Raw genomic sequence first — 26,556 nt, 5'->3', positions numbered from 1 at the left:
GTATTGTAACTGAAAGTTGCAAAAGCCCGTATACTCGATGAATTAAATTTGTGTGTTGTGCGATAGCCTGTAGGCAAAATCAGGGCGACCTGTCTGACAGGTCGCCAATCACGGTGCTCTGCTACTCAGAGGGTGAGATACTGGCTTAGAAATGCATCCATCTCAGCAAATGCCTTGTGGCGGTTTTTCTGAATCGAAAGATAGTGATCGCCGGATTCCAGCTCCACATACTTGAAAGTTTTGTTGTAGTCTTCGAGCTCATTGGCCATTCTTCGGCTTTGCTCCACATGCACAGATCGGTCTTCGTCACCATGTATAAGTAAAATTGGTGTCTTAATTTTTTCAACGAAAGTAATCGGCGAACGAGCGTCAAGATCGTCGTCGTCATCGCCAATCTGATTTTCAACAAACTCCTCGTTAGCAAAGCCCCGGGAGCGATAAAGCAACATATCGAGTTCACTGACGCCAGCAAAGCTCACAGCACAGGTAAACAAATCCGGCGTTTTCACCGTTGCCATCATTGCAGCATAGCCACCGTAGCTGGCACCGACGATACACATTTTCTCAGGATTGGCGTAACCCTCGTCAATCATCCAATTAGCGGCATCCGTGATGTCATCCTGCATTTCCAACCCCCAACCTTTCATCTGGGCCTGCGAAAATTCGTATCCGTAACCAGAAGACCCTCGAAAGTTTGGCCGGAAAACGGCATAACCCCGATTTGAAAAATAAGCGGTCCAATAATCAAAACCACCGTAGTCCCGCGCTCCGGGGCCGCCATGAGGGTGAATAATGGTGGGGAAAGGCGCTTCTCCCGTTGTGGGAAGCGTCAGGTACCCTTCAATCTCTACACCATCCCGCGCCTGGTAACGCAAACGCTTATGCTTTGGCAATGAAGCCATATCCAATTCGGAATACAAGGTAAACAGCCCTTTCAGAGCTCCAGTTTTGCGGTCACCCAGAAAATACTGACCCGGATTCGTGTCTGACTCCGCGAAAAGAATGTAGGTCTGTTCATCTTCGCTGAAGCTGATCAATGTGGTACTCACATCTGGCAACGCTTTGCTCAGCGCCTTCTGAAACTTCTGACGCGTATCCTGCCAGTGATACTCACCATTTTCGGCCCTGGAATGGTAAATGCCTATGGCATCACGGGTTTTGGATGAGTAGATAAGCCCGCCGTCCACGTCAGCACCTTCATCATGAAGCACTTCAGTATGGGTGTTGTCGGCAAGATTGAGTTTGTAAAGTGTTCGATAATTCCCTTTGTAGGCCTTGTAGTAAAGAATGTTTGAGTCTGCTGCAAAGCCCAGAGGTGTTATCGGTTTGTCTTTCATAGCATTGAATGCAAACAAGGTTCGCCACTCGTCCTCCTCCCTCAACAATACGCGGCTTTCACCTGATTCATAGTCCAGGCTGACACCAATGCGAACATTCCCCTGCTGATCGGCAATCCAATCCCGGATATTCAGTTTACCGCGGATCAATCGGCTCATTTTGGCGTTGTTGATGTTAACTTTATACACAGTGGGCAGCAGTGGGGCATCGATATCCACAGCCAGCAGAATATGGTCAGGGTCATCCGGTAGCCAGCTGATCACATTATCCTGAAATTGTGGTGTATGGAATGCGTCACGGGTTGGGTCCTGCAACCGGCGCCAGTCAATCAGATTGAGTGGTTTTGTCGCTTGCTCATCGAAGTTCAGACTATACAGCCTAGTCTCGTAGTAGCGCAGATGATCTTGTTTGGACTCATAGCGGACGGAAACAACCAGACGCTCATCATTAGCCCACCGAAACCAGTTGATTTTAACTTTTTGATTGTCTGACGCCAGCAAACCATACAGTTTGCCTTCGCTCATATCGAATGTTTTCAGCAAGGTGACTTCGTCTTTACCGTAAAAATTCTGTAAAAAAGCCAGACGTGTTCCTGAAGGAGACAACTTTGGCTGCTGAAATTCAGGTAAATTACTGAAAACCTCAACTGGCGTGTTGGCCACTTCTTCAGCCATGCACGGACTACTCATCATCAGTAATATCAGCAAAGATTTTATTGCTTTAGTCCAAAAACTTCCCATACTTCATCCCTTTTATAAAGTTGCTAAGTAAAGCTTACCTGCTCACCCAATTCCTTTAGTCTACTCAACCCTTGCGTTTTTATTCTCAGCCACATCAACATGCGAGTGACCCAGATACAGCCCGAGAAACGCATCCATCTCAGCAAACACTTTATGCCGATTTCGCTGAATCGAAAGATAGTGATCGCCGGATTCAAGCTCCACATACTTAAAAGGTTTCTTAAGATCTTCCAGTTCTTCAGCCATCTCACGGCTTTGTTCCACGTGAACTACGCGATCTTCCTCACCGTGCAACAACAAAATTGGTGTTTTGATACCTGCAACATGACTGATGGGTGAGCGCTTTTCCAGGTCATCGTCATCGTCACCGATTTGATTTTTCACAAACTCTTCATTGGTAAACGAGCGACTGCGATAAACTACCCGCTCCAAATCACTCACTCCGGCAAAGCTTACTGCGCAGCTAAATAACTCCGGAGTTTTCACCGTTGCCATCATTGCTGCGTAGCCGCCATAACTGGCACCGACGATGCACATTTTCTCTGGATTGGCGTACCCTTGACCTATCATCCACTGAGCAGCATCGGTAATGTCATCCTGCATTTGTAGCCCCCAACCGCGCATCTGTGCCTGAGAAAATTCATATCCATAGCCTGAGGAACCACGAAAATTTGGCCTCAGCACGGCATAGCCCCTGCTGGAAAAAAAGGCCGTCCAGTAGTCAAACCCGCTGTAATCCCTTGCTCCCGGGCCTCCATGGGGATGAATAATGGTAGGAAAAGGTGCCTGACCGGTTTTCGGCAGCGTTAAATAGCCTTCAATTTCTAACCCATCCCGCGAGGAATATCGCACCAATTTGTGCTCTGCCAAGTCTGCAGGGTCCACATCTGGATATTGGTTAAACAACGGCTCCAGAGAACCTTTAGACCTGTCACCATACAAATAACCTCCTGGGTTACTGTCTGATTCAATGCCCAAAATGTATTTCTGCTCGTCGTCACTGAAGCTAACCAGAGCATTATGAAAATCCGGTAACGCTTCGTTAAGCCCCCGAAGCAAAGGCCCATGATGGTCTATCCAGAAGTGCTTGCCATCTTCAGCCCCAGAATGGTAAATACCTATTGCCTCACCGGTTTTGGTGGAGTAAATCAACCCGCCGTCAATATCTGCCTCTGGGTCATGGTACACCTCGGTATGAATACCCGTCGCCAGATTCAGGGTGTACAGAGTTTTATAATCGCCCTTGTAAGCCTTGTAGTACAAAACATTGGGGTCTAAATCGAAGCCAAGCGGAAATATTGGTTTGTCGTGCATGGCATTGTATTCAAACAATGTATGCCAATCGTTTTCATCATTTAGCAGCACACGGGTTTCACCGGTTTCGTTATCCTGTGAAATACCAATTCGCACATTGCCCTGCCGATCGGCCAGCCAGTCCCGCACTTTGCGTTTTCCCCACAGCAGGCGCTTCATATTGCCTTTGTACACGTTCACCTTATACACAGACGGCTGCAGAGGTGTATCGACATCAATTGCCATGAGGATGTGTTCGGGGTCATCGGGTAACCAGTGAACGACGGTATCCTGAAATTGGGGAGTGTGTGCTGCGCTGCGCTTAGTGGCGCTCAATCTGCGCGGGTCGACCAAATTGATAGCATCGCTGCCTTTGTCATTCCAGTTCAGACTGTAGAGCCTGGTTTCATAGAAACGCACATGCCTCACTCGTGATTCATAACGGGCAGACACCACCAGCCGTTCATCATTAACCCAGCGAAACCAGTTAATTTTTACTTTCTCATTATCGGATTTCAGCAATCCAAAAAATTTGTCCTGGGAAAAGTCATAGGTTGTCAAAACTGAAACTGCGTCATCGCCAGAATAGTTTTGAATGAACGCAACCCGCTCACCAGAGGGAGATAATTTTGGAGATTGATATTTTGGTAAGGCGCTAAACGCTTCTGATGGAATTTGAGCATTGTCCTCAGCCTGTACTGAGGTTATCACCAGCACAACCAAACCTGCCCAAATTAACGGGTTCCTAAATAAAAATCCTTTCATACTGCTTCCCTGAATTTACATCCTGTAACGATGAAATACTGCCTCGCATCGCATCTCGGTGTTCCACCTTTCGATTCGATAATATAATGACGCCAGGGAAATGCCAATCCTGTAATGGTACAGTTGTTATCCGCACAGCAGTGGGTAATTTATCAGTTTCCCCAATACTTTACGCTTCGGCTATACTGCGCTACCTAACACAGAAGGAATTCAGGGATTGTTTCAGAGCTCAGCTCACGCAGTGACAAGGTTTGCAAACATCAGCTACCTGCTTGCCCTGGTAACGCTAATACTGCTGTGCGCGCGAAATACATGGGCCATTGAATTCACTGTTGACGGCGTTGAAGCGGACAACATTCGTGAAAACATTGAGTTGCACCTTAAAAACCTGAATGTGGATAACGATCTGCTGAACAACCCGTTCTGGCAGAACGAAATTCGCATGACCGTAGCCAAAGCCGCCGAACCCTTTGGTTACTACAACAGTTACACCAACGTCTCTCAACAATCCGAAACCCGGTTAGCCCTTACCGTGTATCTGGGTACGCCATTAAAGGTTGCCAATGTAACCCGGGAAATTATTGGTAACGGCAGGGAAGACCCTGTTTTCAGGGATAAATTCAACGCCTTTCCGCTCAAACCTGGGGACATAATGTTGCAACCCAGGTATGAAGCGTTTAAAACATCCATGTTCAACCACGCATTATCAAATGGCTATTTTGATTTTTTTTGGCAAGCCACCCGGCTCGATCTGGTAAGAGAAACCCGCGAAGCCAATATTTTGCTGATTGCCCAAAGTGGCCCTCGCTATCAGTTTGGCGCACTCAAATTCGTTGGCGACGACAAAGCGCGGGCAATCATCAACCGCCTGCGCCCATTTTCCGAGGGCGAGTTATACAGTTCAGAACAACTAACCGAATTTAACCGCAGGCTCCTCCAGTCAGGCTACTTTTCCCGCATTATTGCCCGCCCGGTGGTTAGCGAAGCCGACAACCTGAAAGTTCCCATTGAAGTCAGTATCCAGCACAAACCAAGAGATACCTTCAATGTAGGTCTGGGCGCTGCAACCGATACCGGCCCCCGTATACGGTTACGCTGGGACCGGCCGTGGGTGAACTCCCGTGGTCACTCCGTTTCCTCCGAGCTGTTTCTGTCCAAACCGGAACAATCGCTGGTTTTTGATTACCGAATTCCAATGCAGAATGTCACCAGTGATTACCTGAGTTTTCAGGCCGGCTATCAGTTTATTGAATACTCAAACACCAGTACTGAAAGCGAAACCTTATCGCTTTCCGCCCACCGATTCTGGCAAAAGGAAGGATCCCCCTGGCAGCAGGATGGATCGCTCACCTACTTAAGAGAAAATTACAAACAGGGCCTGGATCCCGAACAAACTACCCAATTGGTGATGCCCGGCTATGCACTCACCTACCTGGATAAAAATCACCCGCTGTTTATTGACCGCGGTACCTACTTCCAGGCATTCGTTCAGGCCGGTCAGGAAGGTTTCGGATCTGACATTGACTTTGCAAAAGCGACTGTAGAAACCCGGATGGTACGAACATCAGCACCTCACCGTTTTATCCTGCGGGCAGAACTGGGCGCTATTGATACCAATGATTTTTCCAGAGTCCCTTCCTCTTTGCGCTTCTTCGCCGGGGGCGACCAAAGTATCCGCGGTTTTCAGTACCGCGACATATCACCCACAGACAGCGTATTCAACCCCATCACTGGTGAATATGTAGAAGAATCCATTGGGGCCCGCTACCTGATCACGTCCAGCATTGAATACGGTTACCGGGTAGCTGAAAAATGGCAGGTGGCCTTGTTTGCCGATGCCGGGACGGCAACCAACCATTTTGAGGAAGATGTCGCGGTTGGCCTCGGCAGCGGCTTTAACTGGTCATCTCCCATCGGCCCAGTGCGGGTTTACGTAGCAAGAGGCTTTTCCGAGCTGGAGAATAGCTGGCGGCTACACATCATTCTGGGGCCTGAGCTATGAGAAAAAGGTCCATTTTGATTGCCCTGGGTACACCTTTTATTGTGTTGTTTGGGCTCATTGTGTTTATTCTTACGCCTCTGAGTGCGCCGCTGTTTAAGTACGCCGCAAATAAAGTGGTCCCTGGCCTTAACATAGAGCAACTTACCGGCACAATCCTGTCGGATATTAACGTAACCGGGCTAAGCTGGCAGAACGCGCAATGGCAGGTTGATGTGTCGCAAGGAACCGTAAATCTCGGTTGGCGATGCGTTCTGGACACTGCAATTTGCTTCCAGACCTTTTCGATATCCGGCCTTGCGGTAACCCAGCTTGGTGCCGCTCAGACGAACGAGGAACCCGCCACTCCCACTCCATTAACGCTGCCCATCCCAATTCGCGTACAAGGCTTACGGTTAGAAAATTTCCGTCTCACCATGCCTGCTGCCTCCGTTGAGCTGGCAGAATTTTCGACCCAAATCTTTGCGCATCAAAAAATTCGATTGGTTGATTCCCAGTTGCACAATGCCGTCATTCGGCTGCCGGCCGCTTCGGAAGCTCAGGCCGATGCCGTGCCGGTAAGTTATGCACTTTCGTACACCGCACCTCAGCTTCCGGTTGTTCAGATGCCGATGGGGGTGGAATTATCCGGCCTCAGTGTTCAGCCACTCATCATCTACAAGGGCTCAGAGTTACAGAAAATCAAACGCATTGGTCTGGCTCAGCTCGGATTTGAGAAAAGTCAGTTGGTTGCCGAAGGTTTATTTGTGAACCATGAAAAGGGCAATATCGATACGGACATAGCGGTGGAGTTTTTCCCTCCATACCCCCTTATGGTGAAGGCTCGGGGCACAGTTTTGTTGCCTGACAGCAACCAGCAGTCCGCCCGCATAGACGCCTCTGGCTCACTTGAGGCCCTGCAACTGAATGTGACCGCGACCGGTCATTACACAGCAACGCTTGAAGCTCAGGCCAACGTTCTCTCTGACACCTTACCGTTACAGATAAAAGCAGACTGGCCAGAACAACCGCTTCCCACACAGGAAGGCAGCAGCCTTCACGCAGGCTCTCTGGAATTGTCCGGCAAAATGGGAGGTTACCACCTGCACGGGCAAGGCGGGGCAACATTGGCTGAGATTGGCCCCGTACCCGCTATTGTGGATATAACCCTGAATCCAACTGACATAACCGTTAACGAAGCCAAAATCGACGTGCTCGGTGGCTCAATCACCAATACGGGTACACTTTACCTCAACGAAACAGCGAGTTGGACCGGTAAAACCCAGGTAAGCGGCATCAACAGTACGGCCAGGCTGAAAAACGGCCCTACAAATATCAACGGTCAGTTTACAAGTCTGATGCGAATGACTGACAGCGGTCCGGAAATGAGCCTCTCAGAACTGTCCCTAACCGCAATGCAGTCCGGGGCTCCTCTGAGTGTTGCGGGGGCTGCGGTGTATTCTTCCGCCAATGATCTGATGGTCGCCAATCTCGGCATCCACCAGCAGGACAACACACTAAACCTGGTTGGGCAGCTACTAAACCAGCGCTATCTGAATGCGAGACTGAACATTGATATGCCCCAACTGAGCACCTTGCATCCAGAATTCAGCGGCCGTATTAAGGGTTCCATTAATGCCCAGGGTCCCTGGCAGGATCCCCAATCCACTGCCGACTTGCAGATTTTTGATCTGCAAGCGACGCCTCAGTTCAACGAGTTTATGGCGTCTCAGGGCCCAATCAACGGGGAAGTGGCGCTGGAAGGCTCTTTCAGTTCTCACCAGCTTGCGCTGAGCATTTCTGTACCGCAGCATCAGGCCGACCTGACCGTCAGTGGTAACTGGCAACAAAACCGCTGGCAGGGAAAAGTCCAAAGCAGCAACGTTAAGTTACTCAACACACAATGGGCGCTCGAATCCCCGTTTGACCTGACCATAAAGCCTCAACCCATTGAAGCCAACATAGCTCAACACTGCTGGGCATCTCGACGGGATGGTGAATTGTGCATTGAGGGCATTTCCGTTGCTGGCGGTCAAACAAACTGGCAGCTTCAGGCCAGCGCTCTGCCGCTTGGGCTGTGGCTGCATGAACTTCAGCCAGCCTTGCTGCCGGAAGCGCCTGATACCACCCTCAGCTTTAACAGCACAGGGCAGGTTGGCCCCAAAAAGCCGCCACAAGGGCAATTTTCGATGCAGGCTTCCGCCACCACGTGGAAACTGGGAAAAGAGCAGAACGTTGTTATAAGCACCGCTCCCATTCGGAGCGAGGGCGTGTTTCAGCAAGGCAAAGTGTCAGCCTCGGCTGAACTGCTCAGCCCTGAACTGGGAGGGATACGCGCCCGCATTACTGCAGATACCGGGCAGCCCGAGATTGGTCTCAATGGCAATTTGTTGTTCGACAACCTGAATCTCAAACCTCTGCAGCCAGTATCAAAAGCCATTCGCAATCTTACCGGTGCATTTAACGGCGATCTTAACATTAGCGGCACTGTCAGCACCCCTCTTCTGAACGGCACTCTCGCGCTGGACAACGGCGCCATCGACATTCAGAACATGCCGGTGGTTCTTAACGACTGGCATCAGGAAGTTACCTTTTCAGGGCAACAAGCCAGCTTCAACGGCAATTTCCTGTTGGGCGGCGGCAAAGGTACCTTGGGCGGAGAATTCAGCTGGCATTCCGGTGTCATTGCTTCCCTGGCACTGAAAGGCAAACAATTTGAAATTCACCAGCCTCAGTTGCGCATGCAAATATCACCTGACCTGACTGCCAGTATTAATCCCGGTGAAATTAACGTCAATGGCAGCGTTGCCATTCCCTGGGCCAGAGCAGACATCATCCGGCTACCGCAAAATGCGGTATCTCCCTCAAAGGATGTTCATCTTCGTGGCGAACCGCCTGTTGAGGACCCGTTTAGCATAGTAAAAGCCAACATTACTCTGGACATCGACAAGAAAAGAACCGGTGAAGTGAAACTGGACGCTTTTGGGCTTAAGTCCAACCTCCATGGTGCTCTCAAGCTCAGTACGCACCCCGCACTGGTCGGTTATGGCTCGCTGCAGATCCTGGATGGACGCTACCAGGCTTACGGTCAGGACCTGCTTATACAAACCGGCGAAGTGCAGTTCAACGGGCCAATGGATCAACCCTTTTTGCTGGTTGAAGCGGTGCGGGACCCCAAGAAAACCGATGACGATGTGGTTGCGGGCGTACGAATTGACGGGCCGGCAGACAGCGCTGGTGTAAACCTGTTTTGCGAACCCAGTATGGATCAAAGCGCCTGCCTGTCATACCTGTTAAACGGCCGGGGCCCCAGTGGCAACACCGGTGACACCAATTACAGCGCATTATTGCTGGGCTTCGGTTTATCCCGCACCGACTCACTGACTTCGCAGGTTGGCAACGCGCTAGGCATTCAGGATCTCAGTGTAGGTACAACCTCCGGAGCAGGAGGAGAGGCTTTTGTGTCAGTGACCGGGCGCATCAACGACAGATTGTCGATGGAATACAACTTTGACACCGGGATCGGCGGTACCGACAGCACGGATTCGGTCATCCGACGTCGACAGCAACCGCCGGATATGGCCCTGCGATACGATCTCTACACAAGGCTGTTTCTGGAAGCGGCACAAACAACGATTGAAGAACAGACCGAGTTCGCGCTGGACCTGTACTACGAGTTTTTCCTTGGCGAAGACGATGCCAATGAAGAACCGGATGACACGCCCGAGAACGAAAACTGAACCCTGTCCAAATCCTGGCAGATCAAACTGGCCTCAGGTGCAATTAAGAAAGTCGCGTATATGTCTGGCAGCAATGCTTACCATGCGCTGCCGGGACTCTCGAGCAGCCCAGGCACAGTGGGGAGTGATGATCAGATTCGGCAGCGGTTTGACCAACAGAGGGTGATCCGCTGCTGGCGGCTCTTCACTCAATACGTCCAGCCCCGCACCACCTATTGACCCGTTTTCAAGCGCCCGGCGCAGAGCCATTTCATCAACCAAACCACCGCGAGCTGTATTTATCAGCAATGCCGAAGGTTTCATCATTGCCAGCCGTGGGGCGTTGATCAAATGCCGCGTATGTTCGGTAAGCGGGCAGTGCAAGCTAACCACATCGGCCTCAGGTAACAGGCTGTCCAGGCTTGGCCTGGTGTCTCCGATGGCACCCGGGCGGGCGCTAACAGTCACCTGCATGCCCAGCGCACGCGCCAACTCGGCAAAGCGGGCGCCAAGTGTACCGTGCCCTACGATTACAAGATGTTTTCCGGCCAACTCGATAACCGGGTGCTCCAACAAACAAAAAAACGGTGATTGGGCCCATGCACCAGCCTGAACATCAGTATGGTAATTCACGAACCGGGTTGCCAGATTCAACATCAGCATAAGGGCGTGCTGGGCAACCGAATCGGTGCCGTACCCTTCCACATTGCGCACAGCTATCTGATTTTCGCGGCAATAATTCATGTCCACGTTGTTGGTACCGGTGGCCAGCACACCGATGTAGCGGCATTCCGAAGCCTGGGACAACAACTCACTGTTCAGCACTACTTTATTGGTCAGCACTATCTTCGCGTCTGAGATGCGAGCAAGCGTTTCACCAGGCCGGGTAACCGGATAGACAGTCAGGTCGATTGGCAAGTCGGTGAGTGCTGTAAGATCAAGATCATCAGGCTTAAGCGTATCTGCATCGAGTAACACAGCCTTCATCTAGAAGGATTCCATGATCTCATCTAATGCCTCACGCACCCGAGCAGGAATGGGGATGGCCTTGTCGGTGCTGCGTTCAACAAACACGTGCACAAACTGCCCGTGCGCGACCCGGCGACGTGACTCGCCTGCATACACAGAAAGTCCGTAGGTAACTGAGCTTCGGCCGATTTTTATCACTCTCAGGCCGACATAGATGGTTTCCGGGTACGATGCGGGTGTGATGTACTGGCACTGAGAACTGACCACCAGTGCAATCGCATTGCCATGGTGAATGTTCAGTTGCCCGCGTTCGACCAAAAAACGGTTAACCGCCGTATCGAAAAAACCGTAGTAAACAACATTGTTAATGTGACCATACATGTCGTTGTCCTGCCAGCGGCTGGCAATTTCTACCTGGTAAGGGTAGTCCGCCAAGGAAGGGGTAATATCTGTCATCCGTTAACCTTGAGTGTTGCTACAAAATTTCAGCATACGCTGTTCGTTTATTGGGGTCCACGCCTACCTCACGGTTTCGGAGTGCCCAGCCCCCCCATCAGCACCAGATCATCCCGGTGTACAACCACTTCACCAAAATCGTATCCCAGGACAGAGCGGATCTGCTGGCTCTTAAGCCCCTTGATCTGATGCAAATCCTTGTGATCGTACTGGGCAAGCCCTTTGGCAATAGCTTTGCCCTGGCAGCGGATCTCCACTGCATCCCCACAAGTGAAGTAACCACTCACTGACTCTATACCTGATGGTAAAAGGGAGGCTCCACGCTGCAAAATCGCATTTCTGGCGCCCTCATCAACGTCAATAAAACCCCGTGTTTTCAAAGTGTGTGCCAGCCACAGTCTTCTTGCGGTATTGTTCGACTGACCAGCCGCAAACAGAGTACCCTGCACCCGCCCCTGGGCTAGCGCATCGAAAACCTGACCATTGCGCCCGTTCACAATCAATGTCTGAATGCCACTGCCGGTGCACTTGTCAGCGGCTTCAATTTTTGTACGCATCCCCCCGGTGCCCATTGCGGTGCCAGCCCCCCCTGCCAGGGCATAAATACTCTCATCAATCCTGTCCACTCTGGGGATCAAAGTGGCATCGCTGTGTTTGCGCGGGTCGGCGGTGTATAAGCCATCAATATCCGAACAGATGATTAAGGTATCGGCCTGTGCCACCAGTGCGGTGTAGGCGCCAAGGTTGTCGTTGTCACCGACTTTAAGTTCGTTAACCGCCACCGTATCGTTTTCATTTACGATGGGCAGTGCCTTATGCAGCAGTAGCTCGCGCAGGGTATTCTTGATGTTGACGTAACGGGTTCTGTCATGAAGGTCGTCGGCGGTCAGCAAAACCTGCGCGCAGGGAAAGTCGAAAAAGCGTTGCCAGTTTGCCATCATTTGGGTTTGCCCGATTGCCGCCATGGCCTGTTTTTCGGCTATGGAAGCCCGATGATGGATAGGAATTTTGGCCCTACCTGCCGCCACGCTTCCGGAAGAGACCACAATCACTTCCTTGCCTGCTTCACGGCTGGCAGTAATAAACTCGGCAATAGGCAATAAAAAACGTGCGCTGACATTCACACCGTCCGGCGCTATCAACGCACTGCCGACTTTGATCACCGCGCGTTGCCACGAAAATTCAAGGGCTTGGGATAAACTCATGGGGTTGGAAACTGACTGCTCTGTAAGCCAAAGAATACGACAAGATGACGAATTAACAAACAGTTAATCGCGGCAATAGCCGGGAAATTCTCTCTCAGAAACAGAAGTGTACAACCCGGTTTGCGGTGAAGTCGGGTCAAAACACGCCCAAAGACTGGTCAGGTGCCGGGCAACACTTATAGAATGTTGGGTTTGGTGTCATTCCTTTTGATGCCGGTTGTAAGTTGTATGAAGGAACCAAAATGAGTAAACGTACACTCCGCCTGGCGTGGTTGGTGCCGGTGCTGTCTGTCATGGCACAGATGCCGGCCGCAAACGCCGCAATAAAACAGACCAAAGGCGATTTTGAAGACAAATTTCGTCAGTTGGACGAAAGCCTGCCCACTCCAAACGTATACCGAAATGCAGCCGGCGAACCCGGTCACCAGTACTGGCAGCAGCAGGTCGACTACGTTATCGACGTTAAACTTGACGAAAACAAGCGTCGCATTGAAGCCAGTGAAAGCATCACTTATCACAACAACTCACCGGATACACTGAAGTATCTGTGGATCCAGCTCGATCAGAACATATTCCGCGACGATTCTATGGCCACACTGACCTCTGACTTTGGAGGAATTGGTAACCGGGGGCCGGCAACCCAATCGGCCAGCGGCAGTGAGCCTGCAAAGCTGAGCATGGGTGCCCTGCGCCGTCAGCAGTTTGTTGACGATCATGAGTTGGGTTATCAGATTACCCGAGTTGAAGATCGTTCCGGCAATAAGTTGCATCACGTTATTGTGGGCACGCTGATGCGGGTGGATTTGGCCAAATCCCTGAAGCCAGGCGATGAAGTTGAATTCGACATTGATTTTGCCTTCAACATTGTTGAAGAAGACGCCGTTTCCGCCCGTGCAGGTTACGAGCACTTCCCTGACGATGCCCGTGAAGGCGGTAACGACATTTTCCTGTTAGCCCAATGGTTCCCGCGCCTGGCGGCATACACGGATTATGAAGCCTGGACCAACAAGGAATTCCTGGGCCGTGGTGAATTCACGCTGGAATTCGGTAACTACGAAGTTAACATTACTGTGCCGGCCGACCACATTGTGTCTTCAACCGGTGTGCTGCAAAACCCCAAAGACGTGCTGACCAAAACACAGCGCCAGCGTCTTGAGAAAGCCAAAACAGCTGAGCGCACGGTATTTATCGTAACGCCGGAAGAAGCACTGGAAAACGAAAAAGAAGGCACCAGCAAAACCAAAACCTGGCAGTTTAAAGCCGATAAAGTTCGGGATTTTGCCTGGGCTTCATCGCGTAAATTTATGTGGGATGCCCGCGGCTACGAACAGGGTGGTGACGCTCAGCCGCACGTAATGGCCATGTCATTCTACCCCAAAGAGGGCGGCGAACTCTGGCAGAAGTATTCCACCGAAGCCGTGATCCACACGCTGGACGTTTATTCACGTTTCTCCTTTGACTACCCTTATCCGGTGGCTCAATCGGTTAACGGCCCGGTTGGCGGCATGGAGTACCCAATGATCACCTTCAACGGCCCCCGGACCGAGTTGCAGGACGACGGGTCACGTACTTATTCACTGGCAGAAAAACGCTTCCTGATAGGCGTGGTTATCCACGAAGTTGGCCACATCTACTTCCCGATGACGGTGAACTCTGACGAGCGTCAATGGACCTGGATGGACGAAGGTCTTAACAGCTTCCTGGATGGCGTTGCAGGACGTGAGTGGGATCCGGACATTCCGTGGGGTGTGGAACCCCGTGACGTAGTAGGTTACATGAAATCCTCTTCACAGGTGCCAATCATGACCCAGTCTGATTCGGTACTGCATCTGGGCCCCAATGCCTACACCAAACCGGCTGTAGCCCTGAACATTCTGCGCGAAACCATTCTGGGCCGCGAACTGTTTGATTTTGCATTTAAAGAGTACGCTCAGCGCTGGATGTTCAGGCGTCCGACGCCTTCAGATTTCTTCCGCACCATGGAAGAAGCCTCCGGGGTTGACCTGGACTGGTTCTGGCGCGGTTGGTTCTACACCACCGACCATGTCGACATTTCCATTGACCGCGTTTATAAACTGCGTCTGAACACCGAAGATCCGGACATCGATTTTGCTCGTGAGCGTCAGATTGAACAGGACAAACCGCTGTCGCTAACGGTTGAACGCAACGAACAGGAAGGCCGCAAATTGTGGGTTGACCGATTCGAAGACATTCGTGACTTCTACGATGAAAATGACCAGTTCACGGTTACCAACAAAGAACGCAACGCCTATAAGAGCTTCCTCGATAAACTGGAGCCCTGGGAGCGCACTGCGTTTGAACGTGCGGTTAAAGAAGACAAAAACTATTATGTCATGGATTTCTCCAATGTGGGTGGCCTGGTGATGCCCATCATTGTGGAAATGGAATTTGCCGACGGCAGCAAGGAAATGATGCGCATTCCAGCTGAAATCTGGCGCCGCACGCCCAAGGCTGTGAGCAAACTGGTGATCACCGACAAAGACAAAGAACTGGTCAGTGTTACTGTTGACCCGCGTTGGGAAACTGCCGACGTAGACGTGGAAAACAACCACTATCCGCGCCGCATCATTCCGTCTCGGGTTGAAGCTTACAAGTCCAAGCCTCGCAGTGGTAAAGTTTACCGCGATATCATGCACGACAGCACCACTGAGCTGAAAGCCGACAAAGAGGAAGGTGATGACAACTAAACACAGCCGTGCTTTAGGTCGTCAATGGCAATGGGGCCTCATGGCCCTGCTGCTGGGTTTCGCTGGCCTGGCCAGCGCTCACCAGATAAAAGCAGCCATTACTACCGTGCTGTTTAATCCGCGCACCGAAAACATTGAAGTGATGCATCGCTTCAATCTTCACGATGCGGAACATGCGGTAAAAACGCTGTTTGAAAAGTCCGCCGATATTCTGAAAGATCCGAAAACGCAGAAGGACTTTGCTGAATATGTTACGCAAAGCTTCGCGCTTCTGGATGCAGAGGATCAATCTCTGCCGCTGACGCTGGTGGGTTTTGAAACGGAAGGAAAGTTTTTCTGGGTTTACCAGGAAACCGCTCAACCTCCGGCGCTGGATGGGCTGAAAATTCGCCATGACGCCTTGAGGGAATTGTGGCCTTCACAAATTAATACGCTGAATGTCGAAGGCAACGGGCCTCTGAAAACCCTGACCTTCACAGACAACGTTACTTTGCTTGAGGTCGAGTTCGACGGACAGCACCACTAAAGTCTTAGTGGGCACTGATTGACCAAAACGCCTGTGGTGTTTCATTATTGAAACAACAACCACAGGCGTTTTTGTATGCAAAATACTTCACCCGCCAACACTGGGGCGACCACAAAAAGCATTATCTGGGTGTTGCTCAGTGGGGCCATGGCACTGGCTTTTGCCGTCATGTTGTTCGTCCCAGGCTCAGGTACTGGCAGCGGATGGCTCTCAGTATACGCCATCATGTTGTGGTGCGGACTGTTTGGCGCCAATCTGAGCCATTACTGTGGTAAAAATGGATGGATTGGCTTTGCGATGGGGAGTCTGGCTGGTATGGTGATCCAAATTACTTCGCAATTTGCTTAGGAGCCCGTATGTCAGACGACAAACCGGGTCGTGCCGTCCCCACCGGGCGCTTGTCCCGCGTTGGCCGTCTTGGCGGCTTGGCCGGCCGCATAGCCGGCAATATGGTGAGCCAGGGTGCCAGCCAATGGCTGAAAGGACAACGGCCCAAATTCAGCGATTTGCTTCTCACCCCCGCGAACATCTCCCGCATCGCCGACCAACTCGCCACCATGCGTGGTGCCGCGATGAAAGTAGGCCAGCTGTTGTCGATGGACAGCGGTGACTTCCTTCCCCCGGAGCTGGCTGCCATTCTGGCCCGGTTGCGGCAGGATGCTGAACCCATGCCAAAATCCCAGCTCACCTCAGTGCTTGACTCAGCCTGGGGAGTTAACTGGCAACAACCTCTGCTGTATTTTTCATTTGCACCTGTCGCCGCCGCTTCAATAGGGCAGGTGCACAAAGTGATCACCATGGAAGGCCAGACCCTGGCAGTCAAAGTGCAGTATCCTGGCGTGAAAAAGAGCATCGACAGCGACGTAGATAACGTTGCCAGTCTGATTCGCCTCAGTGGGCTGGTCCCCAAAGAGCTGGATTTATTTCCGATTTTATCCGAAGCCAAACAACAGTTGCACCAGGAAGCCGATTACGTGCGCGAAGCACAAATGTTGACCCGCTACCGTGAGCTACTGGGGCAGAATAAACACTTTGTGTGCCCGGAAGTTTACGCTCCGCTCAGTTGTGAAACCGTTCTGGCCATGGATTATCTCAATGGCGACCCTATTGAATCACTCTCTGATGCACCACAGGAGCAAAAAGATCGGCTCATGGGTGCACTGATGCAACTGTTTTTCCGTGAGGTCTTCGACTTCCAGCTGATTCAGAGCGACCCCAATCTCGCCAACTACCGCTATCAAAGTGATAAGCAGCAAATTGCCTTGCTGGACTTTGGTGCCACCCGCGAAGTGCCCGCCAGCGTTGCCGTCTGTTACCGCCAGTTACTCCAGGCAGCCGCAAACCGAAACCGTGAACAGATGCGGCAGGCAGCCATTGGCCTTGGGCTATTTAGCAACCAGCATTCGGAACTCCAGCAAACACTGGTGGTGGATATGGGAATGATGGCCTGCGAATCCATTCACGCCTCCCAAGGCTATGATTTTGGTACCAGCGATTTAATGCTGCGCCTGCACGAACTGGGGCACGCCCTGACCTTTCAGCACAATTTCTGGCACGCACCACCGCCGGATGCGCTGTTTATCCACCGCAAACTTGGCGGACTGTTCCTGTTAGCCAAAAAGCTGGGGGCCCGCCTGAACATGCGCCAGCTGGCAGAACCCTGGTTGTAGCCACCCCTATTTGCCCCTGGCTGCTCAGGGTTTATGACTTGCTTATGCTGAAAAGTGTTAAAAATGAGGAATTTGAACTCAATAGGGAACAAATATCACGATTGATTTTCAAACAATCATCATCATCTCTGATAGTATGAGTAACAAGGGATTAATTTTTTGGTGGAGAAATTATGAGCGATACCTCGGAAAAGCGTACACTCACCCCCCATCTGGTGATTATCGGCGTCATTGCCATTGTGATACTGGCGGTACTTTTGTGGCCGTCGAAAGAGCCTGAACCCGTTATAGCAACCCCCGAACCGGCAATAGAAGCAGAACCTGCTGTAGCGGAAGAGCCCGAGAGATTTGAACCCGCACCGACCCCGGAACCCGTTGAGATTGATCCCTACGCCGAAGTTGAGCCGTTACCGACAACTCCGGAGCCCGAACCCGAGCCTGTTGATATCAGCGACCAGGCCATTCACGATTCATTACAAAACTTGTCTGAATCTCCGCAAATGGACCGTTTGCTCGCCACAGATGCACTGCTGGAACGCTTTGTTGTCTCTGTAACCAACCTGGCGAATGACGAAATGGCACCGGGCCACCGGCTGTTCAAGGCACCTGAGCAGTCTTTCCGGGTTTACAGCCAGGCCGACAAGGAATGGATTGATGCTGCCAGTTACAAACGTTACTCGCCATACGTTGATCTGTTTGAGTCATTTGATAATCAGGCGCTGATGTCGTTGTTTGAAAAATACGAAAATGACATGCAGAGCAACTACGCAGAAATTGGCGACCCGGACAAAGCCTTCAGTGAAGTGGTTGTAGAAGCCATTGATCAGCTGCTGGATACACCTGAAGTGCCGTTTCCGGTAGAAGTCTATACCGATTCGGTAGCGTACAAGTACGCTGATCCTCGTCTGGAGAAGCTCAGTGCACCCCAGAAACAGTTGTTGCGTACCGGGCCGGACAACATGCGGCGCATAAAGGCAAAGCTGCGGGAAGTCAAAGCTTTGCTCCAAGAACGTGGATCTGACTAGGTTCGAGCACCAGCTTGCGGGTACCGGAGATAAGGGCTCCAGAGCCTTACCTCCGGTAGAGCAGTGGGACCCGCCTTTTTGCGGGAATATCAACCTGGTGATCAAAGCCGATGGGCGCTGGTATTACGACGGCAGCCCAATCGGACGCATTGCGTTGGTAAAGCTGTTTGCTTCAGTGTTAAAGAGAGAGCAGAACCAGTACTTTCTGGTAACGCCCGTTGAGAAGGTTGGCATTGAAGTGGAGGACGTGCCCTTTGTGATAACCCAATGGCACTGTCACAACGAGCTTCTTCAACTCACTACCCAAACCGAAGATGAATTCACTGTAGACGCCGAACATCCGGTCGAACTTCGGCCACCTCCCGATTCACTTAAGGCTCCAGACAGCGTCGCAATTCCCTACGTTAGGGTACGCCGCAACCTTTGGGGCCGACTGCACCAGAACGTTTACTATCAGCTGCTGGAAAAGGCCACCCCCGTAGCCATCTCCAAACACGAAATCTCGTTGCAGCTGCACAGTGGGCAATACCAATTCAGCATTGGCTGCCTTCCCGCGGACTCAGCGTAAAAATGTGTCACTCAATCCGGCCAGACGGCTAATATTCTGGTTGAGAGTACCGGCTGTCTGGGCCATGGAGGCTGCAACACTGGCATTATTTTCCGCAACCTGATTAATGCCGTGAACGTTATGCTCTATCTCGCCGCACATCTGTTCCTGCGAAACAACCGCCTGCATAATTTGCCGGGAATGGGTGTGAATGTCGGCAATCATTGTGTAGATTTCTTCAATGGCCTGGGCTGAGGTATTGGCTTGATCGACACTGGTAAGGGCATTTTCTCGGGTCAAATGCATGGTTTCCACCCACTCTGTAAGGGTAGTGCGCATCAACTGCATGCTCTGTACAATATTACCTGCCGATTCCTGCGTACGAGTAGAAAGCGCCCGAACCTCATCTGCCACCACGGCAAACCCCCTGCCACTTTCGCCTGCCCGGGCAGCCTCAATGGCCGCATTAAGGGCGAGCAGGTTGGTTTGCTCTGCAATGGCTTCAATTTCGCCCATGGTATGAGCAACCTTGTCAGACGCGTCCATGAGGCTGTCTGCGGTAATTGAGGCTTTTTCAACAATACCAGACAACCCTTTAACTGTGTCCCGCCCCAGGAGTATCAATTCCTTCGCTTGACCACACTGTGCATTGGTTTTCTCAATACTGAGCGTTGTATCCTCGGTATTTTTCAGCACGGAGTGACTGGTTGCCGCCATCTTTTCGATTGCCGTGGAAATTTGCCCAACACCTTGCTTTTGCTGTTCGATACCTTTTGTGGTTTGGTTTACGTAACCCAATGTAGTTTGTGCGATGTCTTGCAGATGCCGGGCCGAATCCTGGGTTCGCCCAAGTACGGTGCGCTGCAGCGCACGCTGCAACTCCAGATGAAATTCAAACACACTGGCAGCCCCTTTGCCACAATATACGTAGCGACTGACACTGTCGAAGTCGGCTTTTAGCCGGTTTGCAATGCGGGGGAAATGAACCAGTTCCTCGTGAAAGATCACCAGTGTAGCCAAAGCCAAACCGCCTACGACCAAAGCAGTTGGCCAGCCAAGCCCAACCCAACTGGCCACCAGTACAGCAAAAATGACCGCACTGAACAATCCCAGCATTGACGCCGCTGACCATTCCCGAAGCTTCGACGTTCTACCCTGGTTGATGTCGCTATAGAGTGCACTGGCCCGTTCCACCAATTGCCGCGAAGGCTTAACCCGCACTGACTGGTAACCCACCCTCTGGCCATTTTCAATAATAGGGGTTACACACGCGTCTACCCAATAGTACTTGCCATCCTTACACAGGTTTTTAACCACACCTCTCCAGGATTGCCCTTTCTCCAGATGAGACCACATGTCCTTGAATGCCGCCTTGGGCATATCCGGGTGGCGAACTAGGTTGTGGTTTTTACCCACCAACTCCGCCTCCTGGTACCCTGCAACATCACAAAAGGCGTCATTGGCGTACGTGATCACGCCACGATTGTCGGTGGTGGAAACCAACTCGACACTAGCCGGAAAATCCCGTTCCTGATCGACGATATGCTGCCCTCGTCTCATAAATACCTCTTAATTCATACCTGTGGAAGGAACACAGGTGCAGGAGTCTAATGGAAAAATTAGCGAAAGAAAAACGCCTTCCGGAGCAATACTCTGGCTTGTTAACGGCATAACTGCCCCGTAACTTGAGCCGGGTTTGTGTCATTCTGCGAGGCAGCAAATAACCTGGCGGGATTATTGTGTTTGCGCGGTGGGCCTGCCAGGCCTCTAAATCGGGGCGGTATCAGCAGGTTACGGGCTGTAGGGAGATTACACGCTCGCAAAACCAGGATGCACTATAGCCCTTTTTTTATCAGGAAGCGGTAGGGTAGCGAATCAGTATAGGCTGCCACCAGGGTGTGCTGCATAAATCGGCAGAAACCGGGAATGTCCCTTATGGCCGCTGGGTCGTCGGCGGTCACACAAAGGGTGTCACCGTCGTTCATTTTACGTATTTGTAACCGCACCATCATCACGGGCTCAGGGCAGCGAAGACCCAGGGCATCCAAATGATGCCCTGCTTCCTCAAACACCTGCATAGAGGCTGGTTGCTCAGATGCCATAGGTCTCACGGTAAGCATTGATAGCAACAATACTGGTTTGATGTTCCCCTTCAGCTTTGAGGTATTCAACCACGTCGGCCAGAGTCACAATGGAAACCACATGGGTGTTAAAATCCCGCTCCACTTCCTGGATAGCAGACAAGTCACCCTGCCCACGTTCCTGCCGGTCCAGGGCAATCAACACCCCTGCCAGTGTGGCTTGATTCTGTTCAATTAGCGTCATGGACTCACGAATGGCGGTGCCTGCTGTAATCACATCGTCCACCAGCATAACCCTGCCGCTGAGCGGGCTGCCGACCAGATTTCCACCCTCTCCATGGTCTTTGGCTTCTTTACGGTTAAAACAGTAGGGCACATCCAAATCGTATTTGTCTGCCAGCGCGACTGCTGTCGTCGTAGCGATCGGGATCCCCTTATAGGCGGGGCCGAACAGAACATCAAAATCAATTTTTGCGTCCATTAATGCTGCTGCATAGAACCGCCCCAGCTTGGCCAAATCACCACCGTGGTTGAACAATCCGGCATTAAAGAAGTAGGGGCTCTTACGCCCGGATTTAAGCGTAAATTCACCAAATTTGAGTACGCCACGTGCAATGGCAAATTCAATAAAATCCCGTTGAAATGCTTTCACTGTTTGGGGTCTCCTCAGGCTAGCGCGGCTTTTTGAATGTCAAACAGTTCTCGCAATCCGTGCTTGGCAATGTCCATCAGCTCCTGAAGTTCTTCGAAACTGAAGGGCTCACCCTCTGCCGTTCCCTGTACTTCAATCAGCTTTCCGGTTTCCGTCATTACCACGTTCATATCAGTTTCTGCTTCGGAATCTTCAAGGTATTCCAGATCCGCCACAGGAACCCCCTGGTAAATACCCACAGATAAGGCTGCAATCATGTGTTTTAGCGGGTTGGCTTTAAGAATGCCTTTGCTGCGCATGTACGTCAAAGCATCCACTAAAGCCACACACGCGCCGGTGATGGACGCAGTGCGTGTTCCACCATCGGCCTGAATCACATCGCAATCTACCATAATGGTGTTTTCACCCAACAGCTTGAGGTCAACCGCGGCACGCAGTGAACGGGCGATGAGACGCTGAATTTCCAGTGTACGCCCACCTTGCTTACCCCGACTTGCTTCCCGGTCGCTTCGTGTATGGGTGGCACGGGGTAACATGCTGTACTCTGCGGTGATCCAGCCCTTACCCTGGCCTTTCATAAAGCGTGGCACGCCTTCTTCAACCGTGGCGTTACACAATACCTTGGTATTGCCGAATTCAACCAACACTGACCCTTCTGCATGGCAGGTGTAATTGCGGGTAAGGGTTACAGGGCGGATCTGACTGGCGGTTCTGCCACTAGGACGCATATTTTGGACTCCACAGAGATTGATTCAAGAAAGTTATTGATGAGGCTCACCTGCCTGCATGACCAACCGGCGATTGGGCCGTTGGCTAAACTGAACCGTAGAGTATAACTTACTGATGGGAAGAGTGGAAAACGAAGTTCCCTGAATTACCTCAAATCACCGCTTGTCGCTTTAGGAAGGAAAAGTAAGCTATTATAGAAACAGGAAAGTCTCTGTAGTGTGCATTGGTTAACGCAAAATACGCCCAGCGTAGTTTGGTTGTGCAGAGATTGATAAGCATCAAAGGTGACACGTGATTTATAGTATGACCGCCTTCGCCCGCTGTGAAGACAAGCAGCAGTGGGGAACCGCCGTTTGGGAAATCCGCTCGGTCAATCAGCGCTTTCTGGAAACCTATTTCCGGCTGCCGGAACAATTCCGGGCCCTTGAACCCATTCTCAGAGAACGATTTCGAAAGCGCCTTCAGCGCGGCAAGGTGGAATGCGCATTGCGCTTCTCTGCCGGTGAGCAGTCTTCCGCCAAACTCAGTCTGAATGAGTCCCTGGCCAAGCAGGTTCTTACCGCAGCCGACTGGGTGCAGTCACACGGTCAGTCCACCGGGGTAAACCCATTGGACGTACTGCGTTGGCCAGGAGTGATTGCTGTGGAAGAAACCGATATGGACACACTGCAATCCGCATTGTTGACGGCTTTCGATAGAACACTGGATGACTTTATCGAAGCAAGAGCCACTGAAGGTAAAACCCTAAGAAACCTGATTGAGCAAAGACTCGATGGTATTGAGGCGGAAGTGGCCAAAGTCAGCGCAAAGATGCCGGAAATTATGCAGTGGCAGCGGGAACGCATTCAAAACCGGTTTGAGGAAGCCAAAGTAGAGTTAGACCCGTCGCGTTTTGAGCAAGAGATGATCATGCTCGCTCAAAAAGTGGACGTGGCTGAGGAACTCGACCGACTGGGCTCGCACATCAGTGAAACCCGCAATATTCTGAAAAAAGGCGGTGCCGTCGGGCGCCGACTGGATTTTATGATGCAGGAGTTCAACCGTGAGTCCAACACGCTGGGCTCCAAATCCATCAACAGCGAAATTACCCAGTCGGCGGTAGAAATGAAAGTGCTGATTGAACAGATGCGCGAGCAGATCCAGAATATTGAATAACCCTTAGCTGCGAACGTCTGACCATACAAAGGCCTCGCAAAGCTGCGGGGCTTTTTTCTACCTGTACTATGGAGAAAATGTTGTGCGCATTATAACGATATTATTGTTGATTCTGGGTGGTTTCGCGCATGCCAGTGAACGTGAAAGAGTTGGGGAAACGCTGGATAAGTTACACCAGTATGCAGCTCAGGCAGACTGGCACAGGTATTTTGATTTGTATCATCCTGATGCAACCTTCATTGGCACTGACGCCAGCGAAACCTGGACTATTGGAGAATTTAAGTCTTATGCCAAACCAGTGTTCAACAACGGGAAAGGATGGACGTACGAGCCCCAGAATCGCCACATTTATTTCAGCCCCGATGGCAAGGTGGCCTGGTTTGATGAAATGCTCAGCAACGCATCTTATGGTGTAACCCGGGGAACTGGCGTATTAACCCTCGAAGAGGGAGCATGGAAGATTCGTCAATATCACCTGACCATCCCAATCCCTAACACTCTCGCAACCGACATCGCTGCTGATATCAAAGCCTTCTCCGCAAGCAAACCATAAAAAAGGCCTGTTAAAACAGGCCTTCAAGGATTATACGTCGTTCTGTGTGATGGGCTGAATTTTGAGCTCTACCCGGCGGTTCAATTGACGGTTGGCAGCAGAGGTATTGGCTACCTTTGGCCGATATTCGCCCATGCCCACGGTGGTAATGCGGGTAGGGTGCACATTGAAACTTATCAGAAGATTTTTCACCGATTGCGCCCGGCGCTCTGACAGCGACTGGTTGTAGGCTTCTGCACCGGTGTCGTCGGTGTGCCCTTCAATCAACAACACGGTTTTTTCGTAGTTGTTTACCACGGCAGCCACATCATGCAGTACCGGATTGAAATTGGGGCTGATGGATGAACTGTCGGTCGCGAATGTAATATCGCCCGGCATGATAAGACGCAGGTTATCTCCCTCTCTTTCTACCTGCACACCGGTATCGGCCAACTCTTCACGCAGCGCGGCTTCCTGCTTGTCCATGTAGTTACCAATTGCTCCGCCTGCAATCGCGCCCACCGCTGCGCCCCAGGCATAACGGCTCTTGTCGTTATCACCGGTCGCTTTGCCCAACAACGCGCCAACTACCGCACCTATAGCCGCACCCTTTTGGGTATTGGTGGCTGTGCTGGCACAACCTGCCGTTGTCAGGGCCAGGGTTAGAAGGCCCAGAGTGAGTGTTTTTTTCATAAATACCTCTAAAAAATATTCCGTTTCAGCAGCGGTTGAATAGGTAACAACTCAGAATCCCGCCGACCACAATGCCACCATACCGGGTGAAAGCTGAATACAACCTAAACAAACATCCGGGGCACAAATCTGTGCATTTTATACCTCAGTGGCCTGTGGAACAAAAGCATGACTATTGATACGGGGGTCACTGAACAGGTTCAGTATTTCAGCTTATGCAACAGTTCATATATGTCGGGTTCCCAACGCCACTGTGACATGGCAACACGATTGTTAACGACCGGAATGCCTTCACTCACAAGCCGCTCACGCTGTTCGTTTGCCGAATCAGAGCCCGCAGGGAACGCCAGCTTGCCATCTGCACGAACCACACGGTGCCAGGGTAATGGCTGCTCCTCGGCGGCGAGTCTCAAAGCTCTGCCAACCATTCGCGCACGGCCGGGTAAACCCGCCAAATCAGCTATCTGGCCATAGCTTGCTACCCGCCCTGATGGTATCTGCATCACTGCGTGTTGAATTTGCCGGATGGCTTCCGCTTTAGGCATACTTGTACTCTTGATTATGGCGAGTAATAAAATTGAGAGAATATTGTCTGCGCTGCCGCTACCCGCGGTCAACCTGCGTGTGTGACCACATAAGCAAGTTAACCAGCCCGGTAAAGCTGATTATTCTGCAGCATCCTGATGAAGTGGGACAGGCTAAAAATACCGCTCGCCTGGTGGCGTTGTGTTGCCCTCAGGTCCAGATTTTTGTTGGCCGAAATTCCGATGATTTTGCACAGTGCCGCCAAATCACAGAAAAAACAGAAGCTGGCCTGATTTACCCTTCAGCTCATAGCCTTCCACTGGAGGAACATAAAGAATCGCTTCCGCCTAAAAGGGCAGGAGCGTTAATTTTTCTGGATGCAAGTTGGCGTAAAAGCCGGGCGTTGTGGATGGCCAATCCATGGCTGCATACCTTGCCCCAATGGCACTTCGCGCGGCCCCCACAAAGTCAGTATCGGATCCGCCATACCCGTTTAAAGCACAGCCTCTCTACGATTGAAGCAGTAGCTTACACATTGGCAGAAGGATACCAGATAAATTCAGGCCCCTTGCTGGGGGCCCTGAATGCATTGCAAAGTCACTGGAAAGGCCCAAAAAGCCACCAGCGTTAAACCGCCATTGGCACAAAACCTTTGTGGTCTTTAATCAGACTTATCCAGTTCCGAATGGCAGGGTAACCAATCAAATCAAACCCGCCCTGGTGCGCGACATGGGTATAGGCAAACAGCGAAATATCCGCAAGACTCAATTGATTTCCGACCAGATATAGTGACGACGCCAAACGCTGCTCCATCACTGATAATGCCTTGTGACCACCATCCTGCTTGGACTCATATTCTGATTTGCGTTCATCCGGCAGACCCAGATACAGGTTTATATACCTTGCAACCGCGATATAGGGCTCATGGCTGTATTGCTCAAAAAATTGCCACTGCAGCATTTGCGCTTGATCAAACGCAGAGGATGGTATTAATGAAGAACCGCTGCCAATGTAATTCAGAATGGCATTCGATTCAGCCAGAGTCCTGCCGTCGTCCAGTTCCAGCAGGGGAATTTTTCCGTTAGGGTTTTTATTCAGAAAAGCAGGAGTGCGTGAATCTCCGGCCAGTAAATCGATATCAATCCATTCACAGGATTTTCCCAACAACGCCAGTAAAAGCTGAATTTTATAGCAATTACCAGAACGCTTATCACCGTATATTTGCATGTAACCCTACCATCCACTGGATA

23 protein-coding genes are annotated in these 26,556 nt (G+C 51.3%); 11 read left to right on the top strand and 12 right to left on the bottom strand.

From position 1 onward, the window contains the following. Nucleotides 1–125 precede the first annotated feature (125 nt). Both DXV75_RS12165 and DXV75_RS12160 read right to left on the bottom strand, forming a co-directional pair. Nucleotides 126–2,012 (bottom strand): alpha/beta hydrolase family protein, encoded by a 1,887-nt coding sequence (locus DXV75_RS12165; protein WP_245953195.1) that lies wholly within the window; start codon nt 2,010–2,012, stop codon nt 126–128. 126 nt (nt 2,013–2,138) lie between these two features. Then, nucleotides 2,139–4,136 carry an alpha/beta hydrolase family protein gene (locus DXV75_RS12160; RefSeq protein WP_115593697.1) on the bottom strand — a complete coding sequence of 666 codons (1,998 nt, stop codon included), beginning with the start codon at nt 4,134–4,136 and terminating at the stop codon, nt 2,139–2,141. 241 nt (nt 4,137–4,377) lie between these two features. Between DXV75_RS12160 and DXV75_RS12155 the strand changes: the two genes are divergently transcribed. Together DXV75_RS12155 and DXV75_RS12150 are read left to right on the top strand one after the other, a co-directional pair. Continuing rightward, on the top strand, nt 4,378–6,138 hold the full coding sequence (locus tag DXV75_RS12155; protein WP_245953194.1) for an autotransporter assembly complex protein TamA: 1,761 nt from the start codon (nt 4,378–4,380) through the stop codon (nt 6,136–6,138). After that, complete coding sequence (locus DXV75_RS12150; protein WP_115593695.1) at nt 6,135–9,854, top strand: translocation/assembly module TamB domain-containing protein; 3,720 nt, start codon at nt 6,135–6,137, stop codon at nt 9,852–9,854. Before DXV75_RS12155 ends, DXV75_RS12150 begins: the two co-directional genes overlap by 4 nt. A gap of 33 nt (nt 9,855–9,887) precedes the next feature. Here DXV75_RS12150 and DXV75_RS12145 read toward each other — a convergent pair whose 3' ends face one another. The 3 genes from DXV75_RS12145 to proB form a co-directional block, all read right to left on the bottom strand. Beyond that, entirely contained in the window at nt 9,888–10,820 is a 933-nt protein-coding gene (locus DXV75_RS12145) for a D-2-hydroxyacid dehydrogenase (RefSeq protein WP_115593694.1), read from the bottom strand. Further along, nucleotides 10,821–11,258, bottom strand: coding sequence for an acyl-CoA thioesterase (locus DXV75_RS12140; RefSeq protein ID WP_115593693.1), 438 nt, complete (start codon nt 11,256–11,258; stop codon nt 10,821–10,823). A 68-nt stretch (nt 11,259–11,326) separates the two neighbouring features. Beyond that, the gene (gene proB, locus DXV75_RS12135) at nt 11,327–12,463 is read right to left on the bottom strand and encodes a glutamate 5-kinase (RefSeq protein ID WP_115593692.1); all 1,137 of its coding nucleotides are present in this window, start codon (nt 12,461–12,463) and stop codon (nt 11,327–11,329) included. A 242-nt stretch (nt 12,464–12,705) separates the two neighbouring features. On the opposite strand from proB, the gene DXV75_RS12130 reads away from it, so the two are divergent. The 6 genes from DXV75_RS12130 to DXV75_RS12105 all read left to right on the top strand — a co-directional run bounded on the left by DXV75_RS12130 (nt 12,706) and on the right by DXV75_RS12105 (nt 18,960). Further along, complete coding sequence (locus DXV75_RS12130) at nt 12,706–15,171, top strand: M1 family metallopeptidase (RefSeq protein WP_115593691.1); 2,466 nt, start codon at nt 12,706–12,708, stop codon at nt 15,169–15,171. Continuing rightward, the gene (locus DXV75_RS12125; protein ID WP_181898416.1) at nt 15,161–15,697 is read left to right on the top strand and encodes a DUF6702 family protein; all 537 of its coding nucleotides are present in this window, start codon (nt 15,161–15,163) and stop codon (nt 15,695–15,697) included. Before DXV75_RS12130 ends, DXV75_RS12125 begins: the two co-directional genes overlap by 11 nt. Before the next feature lie 75 nt (nt 15,698–15,772). Then, on the top strand, nt 15,773–16,045 hold the full coding sequence (locus DXV75_RS12120) for a hypothetical protein (protein ID WP_115593690.1): 273 nt from the start codon (nt 15,773–15,775) through the stop codon (nt 16,043–16,045). A gap of 8 nt (nt 16,046–16,053) precedes the next feature. Beyond that, nucleotides 16,054–17,367 carry an ABC1 kinase family protein gene (locus DXV75_RS12115; protein ID WP_115593689.1) on the top strand — a complete coding sequence of 438 codons (1,314 nt, stop codon included), beginning with the start codon at nt 16,054–16,056 and terminating at the stop codon, nt 17,365–17,367. A gap of 173 nt (nt 17,368–17,540) precedes the next feature. Further along, a complete protein-coding gene (locus DXV75_RS12110; RefSeq protein WP_115593688.1) occupies nt 17,541–18,392 on the top strand; it encodes a DUF3014 domain-containing protein in 852 nt (283 codons plus the stop codon). Continuing rightward, nucleotides 18,379–18,960 (top strand): DUF1285 domain-containing protein, encoded by a 582-nt coding sequence (locus tag DXV75_RS12105; protein ID WP_115593687.1) that lies wholly within the window; start codon nt 18,379–18,381, stop codon nt 18,958–18,960. Before DXV75_RS12110 ends, DXV75_RS12105 begins: the two co-directional genes overlap by 14 nt. Here the strand turns inward: DXV75_RS12105 and DXV75_RS12100 are convergent. The 4 genes from DXV75_RS12100 to rph form a co-directional block, all read right to left on the bottom strand. Further along, nucleotides 18,952–20,499 carry a methyl-accepting chemotaxis protein gene (locus DXV75_RS12100; RefSeq protein ID WP_115593686.1) on the bottom strand — a complete coding sequence of 516 codons (1,548 nt, stop codon included), beginning with the start codon at nt 20,497–20,499 and terminating at the stop codon, nt 18,952–18,954. The genes DXV75_RS12105 and DXV75_RS12100 overlap by 9 nt on opposite strands. A 275-nt stretch (nt 20,500–20,774) precedes the next feature. Next, complete coding sequence (gene tusA / locus DXV75_RS12095; protein WP_115593685.1) at nt 20,775–21,041, bottom strand: sulfurtransferase TusA; 267 nt, start codon at nt 21,039–21,041, stop codon at nt 20,775–20,777. After that, complete coding sequence (pyrE, locus tag DXV75_RS12090; RefSeq protein WP_115593684.1) at nt 21,031–21,672, bottom strand: orotate phosphoribosyltransferase; 642 nt, start codon at nt 21,670–21,672, stop codon at nt 21,031–21,033. Before pyrE ends, tusA begins: the two co-directional genes overlap by 11 nt. A 14-nt stretch (nt 21,673–21,686) precedes the next feature. After that, nucleotides 21,687–22,400 (bottom strand): ribonuclease PH, encoded by a 714-nt coding sequence (gene rph, locus DXV75_RS12085; RefSeq protein WP_115593683.1) that lies wholly within the window; start codon nt 22,398–22,400, stop codon nt 21,687–21,689. Nucleotides 22,401–22,692: 292 nt separating this feature from the next. On the opposite strand from rph, the gene DXV75_RS12080 reads away from it, so the two are divergent. Together DXV75_RS12080 and DXV75_RS12075 are read left to right on the top strand one after the other, a co-directional pair. Beyond that, nucleotides 22,693–23,556, top strand: a complete 864-nt coding sequence (locus DXV75_RS12080; RefSeq protein ID WP_115593682.1) for a YicC/YloC family endoribonuclease — start codon at nt 22,693–22,695, stop codon at nt 23,554–23,556. 82 nt (nt 23,557–23,638) lie between these two features. Continuing rightward, nucleotides 23,639–24,109 (top strand): nuclear transport factor 2 family protein, encoded by a 471-nt coding sequence (locus tag DXV75_RS12075; RefSeq protein WP_115593681.1) that lies wholly within the window; start codon nt 23,639–23,641, stop codon nt 24,107–24,109. Between the two features lie 30 nt (nt 24,110–24,139). Here DXV75_RS12075 and DXV75_RS12070 read toward each other — a convergent pair whose 3' ends face one another. Together DXV75_RS12070 and DXV75_RS12065 are read right to left on the bottom strand one after the other, a co-directional pair. Further along, a complete protein-coding gene (locus DXV75_RS12070; protein WP_115593680.1) occupies nt 24,140–24,781 on the bottom strand; it encodes a YiaD family glycine zipper/OmpA-like lipoprotein in 642 nt (213 codons plus the stop codon). Between the two features lie 200 nt (nt 24,782–24,981). Continuing rightward, nucleotides 24,982–25,326, bottom strand: a complete 345-nt coding sequence (locus DXV75_RS12065; protein ID WP_115593679.1) for an MGMT family protein — start codon at nt 25,324–25,326, stop codon at nt 24,982–24,984. Between the two features lie 32 nt (nt 25,327–25,358). Between DXV75_RS12065 and DXV75_RS12060 the strand changes: the two genes are divergently transcribed. After that, the gene (locus tag DXV75_RS12060) at nt 25,359–25,937 is read left to right on the top strand and encodes a tRNA-uridine aminocarboxypropyltransferase (RefSeq protein WP_181898415.1); all 579 of its coding nucleotides are present in this window, start codon (nt 25,359–25,361) and stop codon (nt 25,935–25,937) included. Here the strand turns inward: DXV75_RS12060 and DXV75_RS12055 are convergent. After that, nucleotides 25,934–26,533: a glutathione S-transferase family protein gene (locus tag DXV75_RS12055; RefSeq protein WP_115593677.1), complete on the bottom strand. Its 600-nt coding sequence runs from the start codon at nt 26,531–26,533 to the stop codon at nt 25,934–25,936. The genes DXV75_RS12060 and DXV75_RS12055 overlap by 4 nt on opposite strands. Nucleotides 26,534–26,556: the final 23 nt, after the last annotated feature.

The sequence above is a fragment of the Alteromonas aestuariivivens genome (genome assembly GCF_003367475.1).
Taxonomy (GTDB): Bacteria; Pseudomonadota; Gammaproteobacteria; order Enterobacterales; family Alteromonadaceae; genus Alteromonas; species Alteromonas aestuariivivens.
The sequence above is the reverse complement of the archived record's forward strand: the minus strand, read 5'-3'. Positions and strand labels throughout refer to the sequence as shown.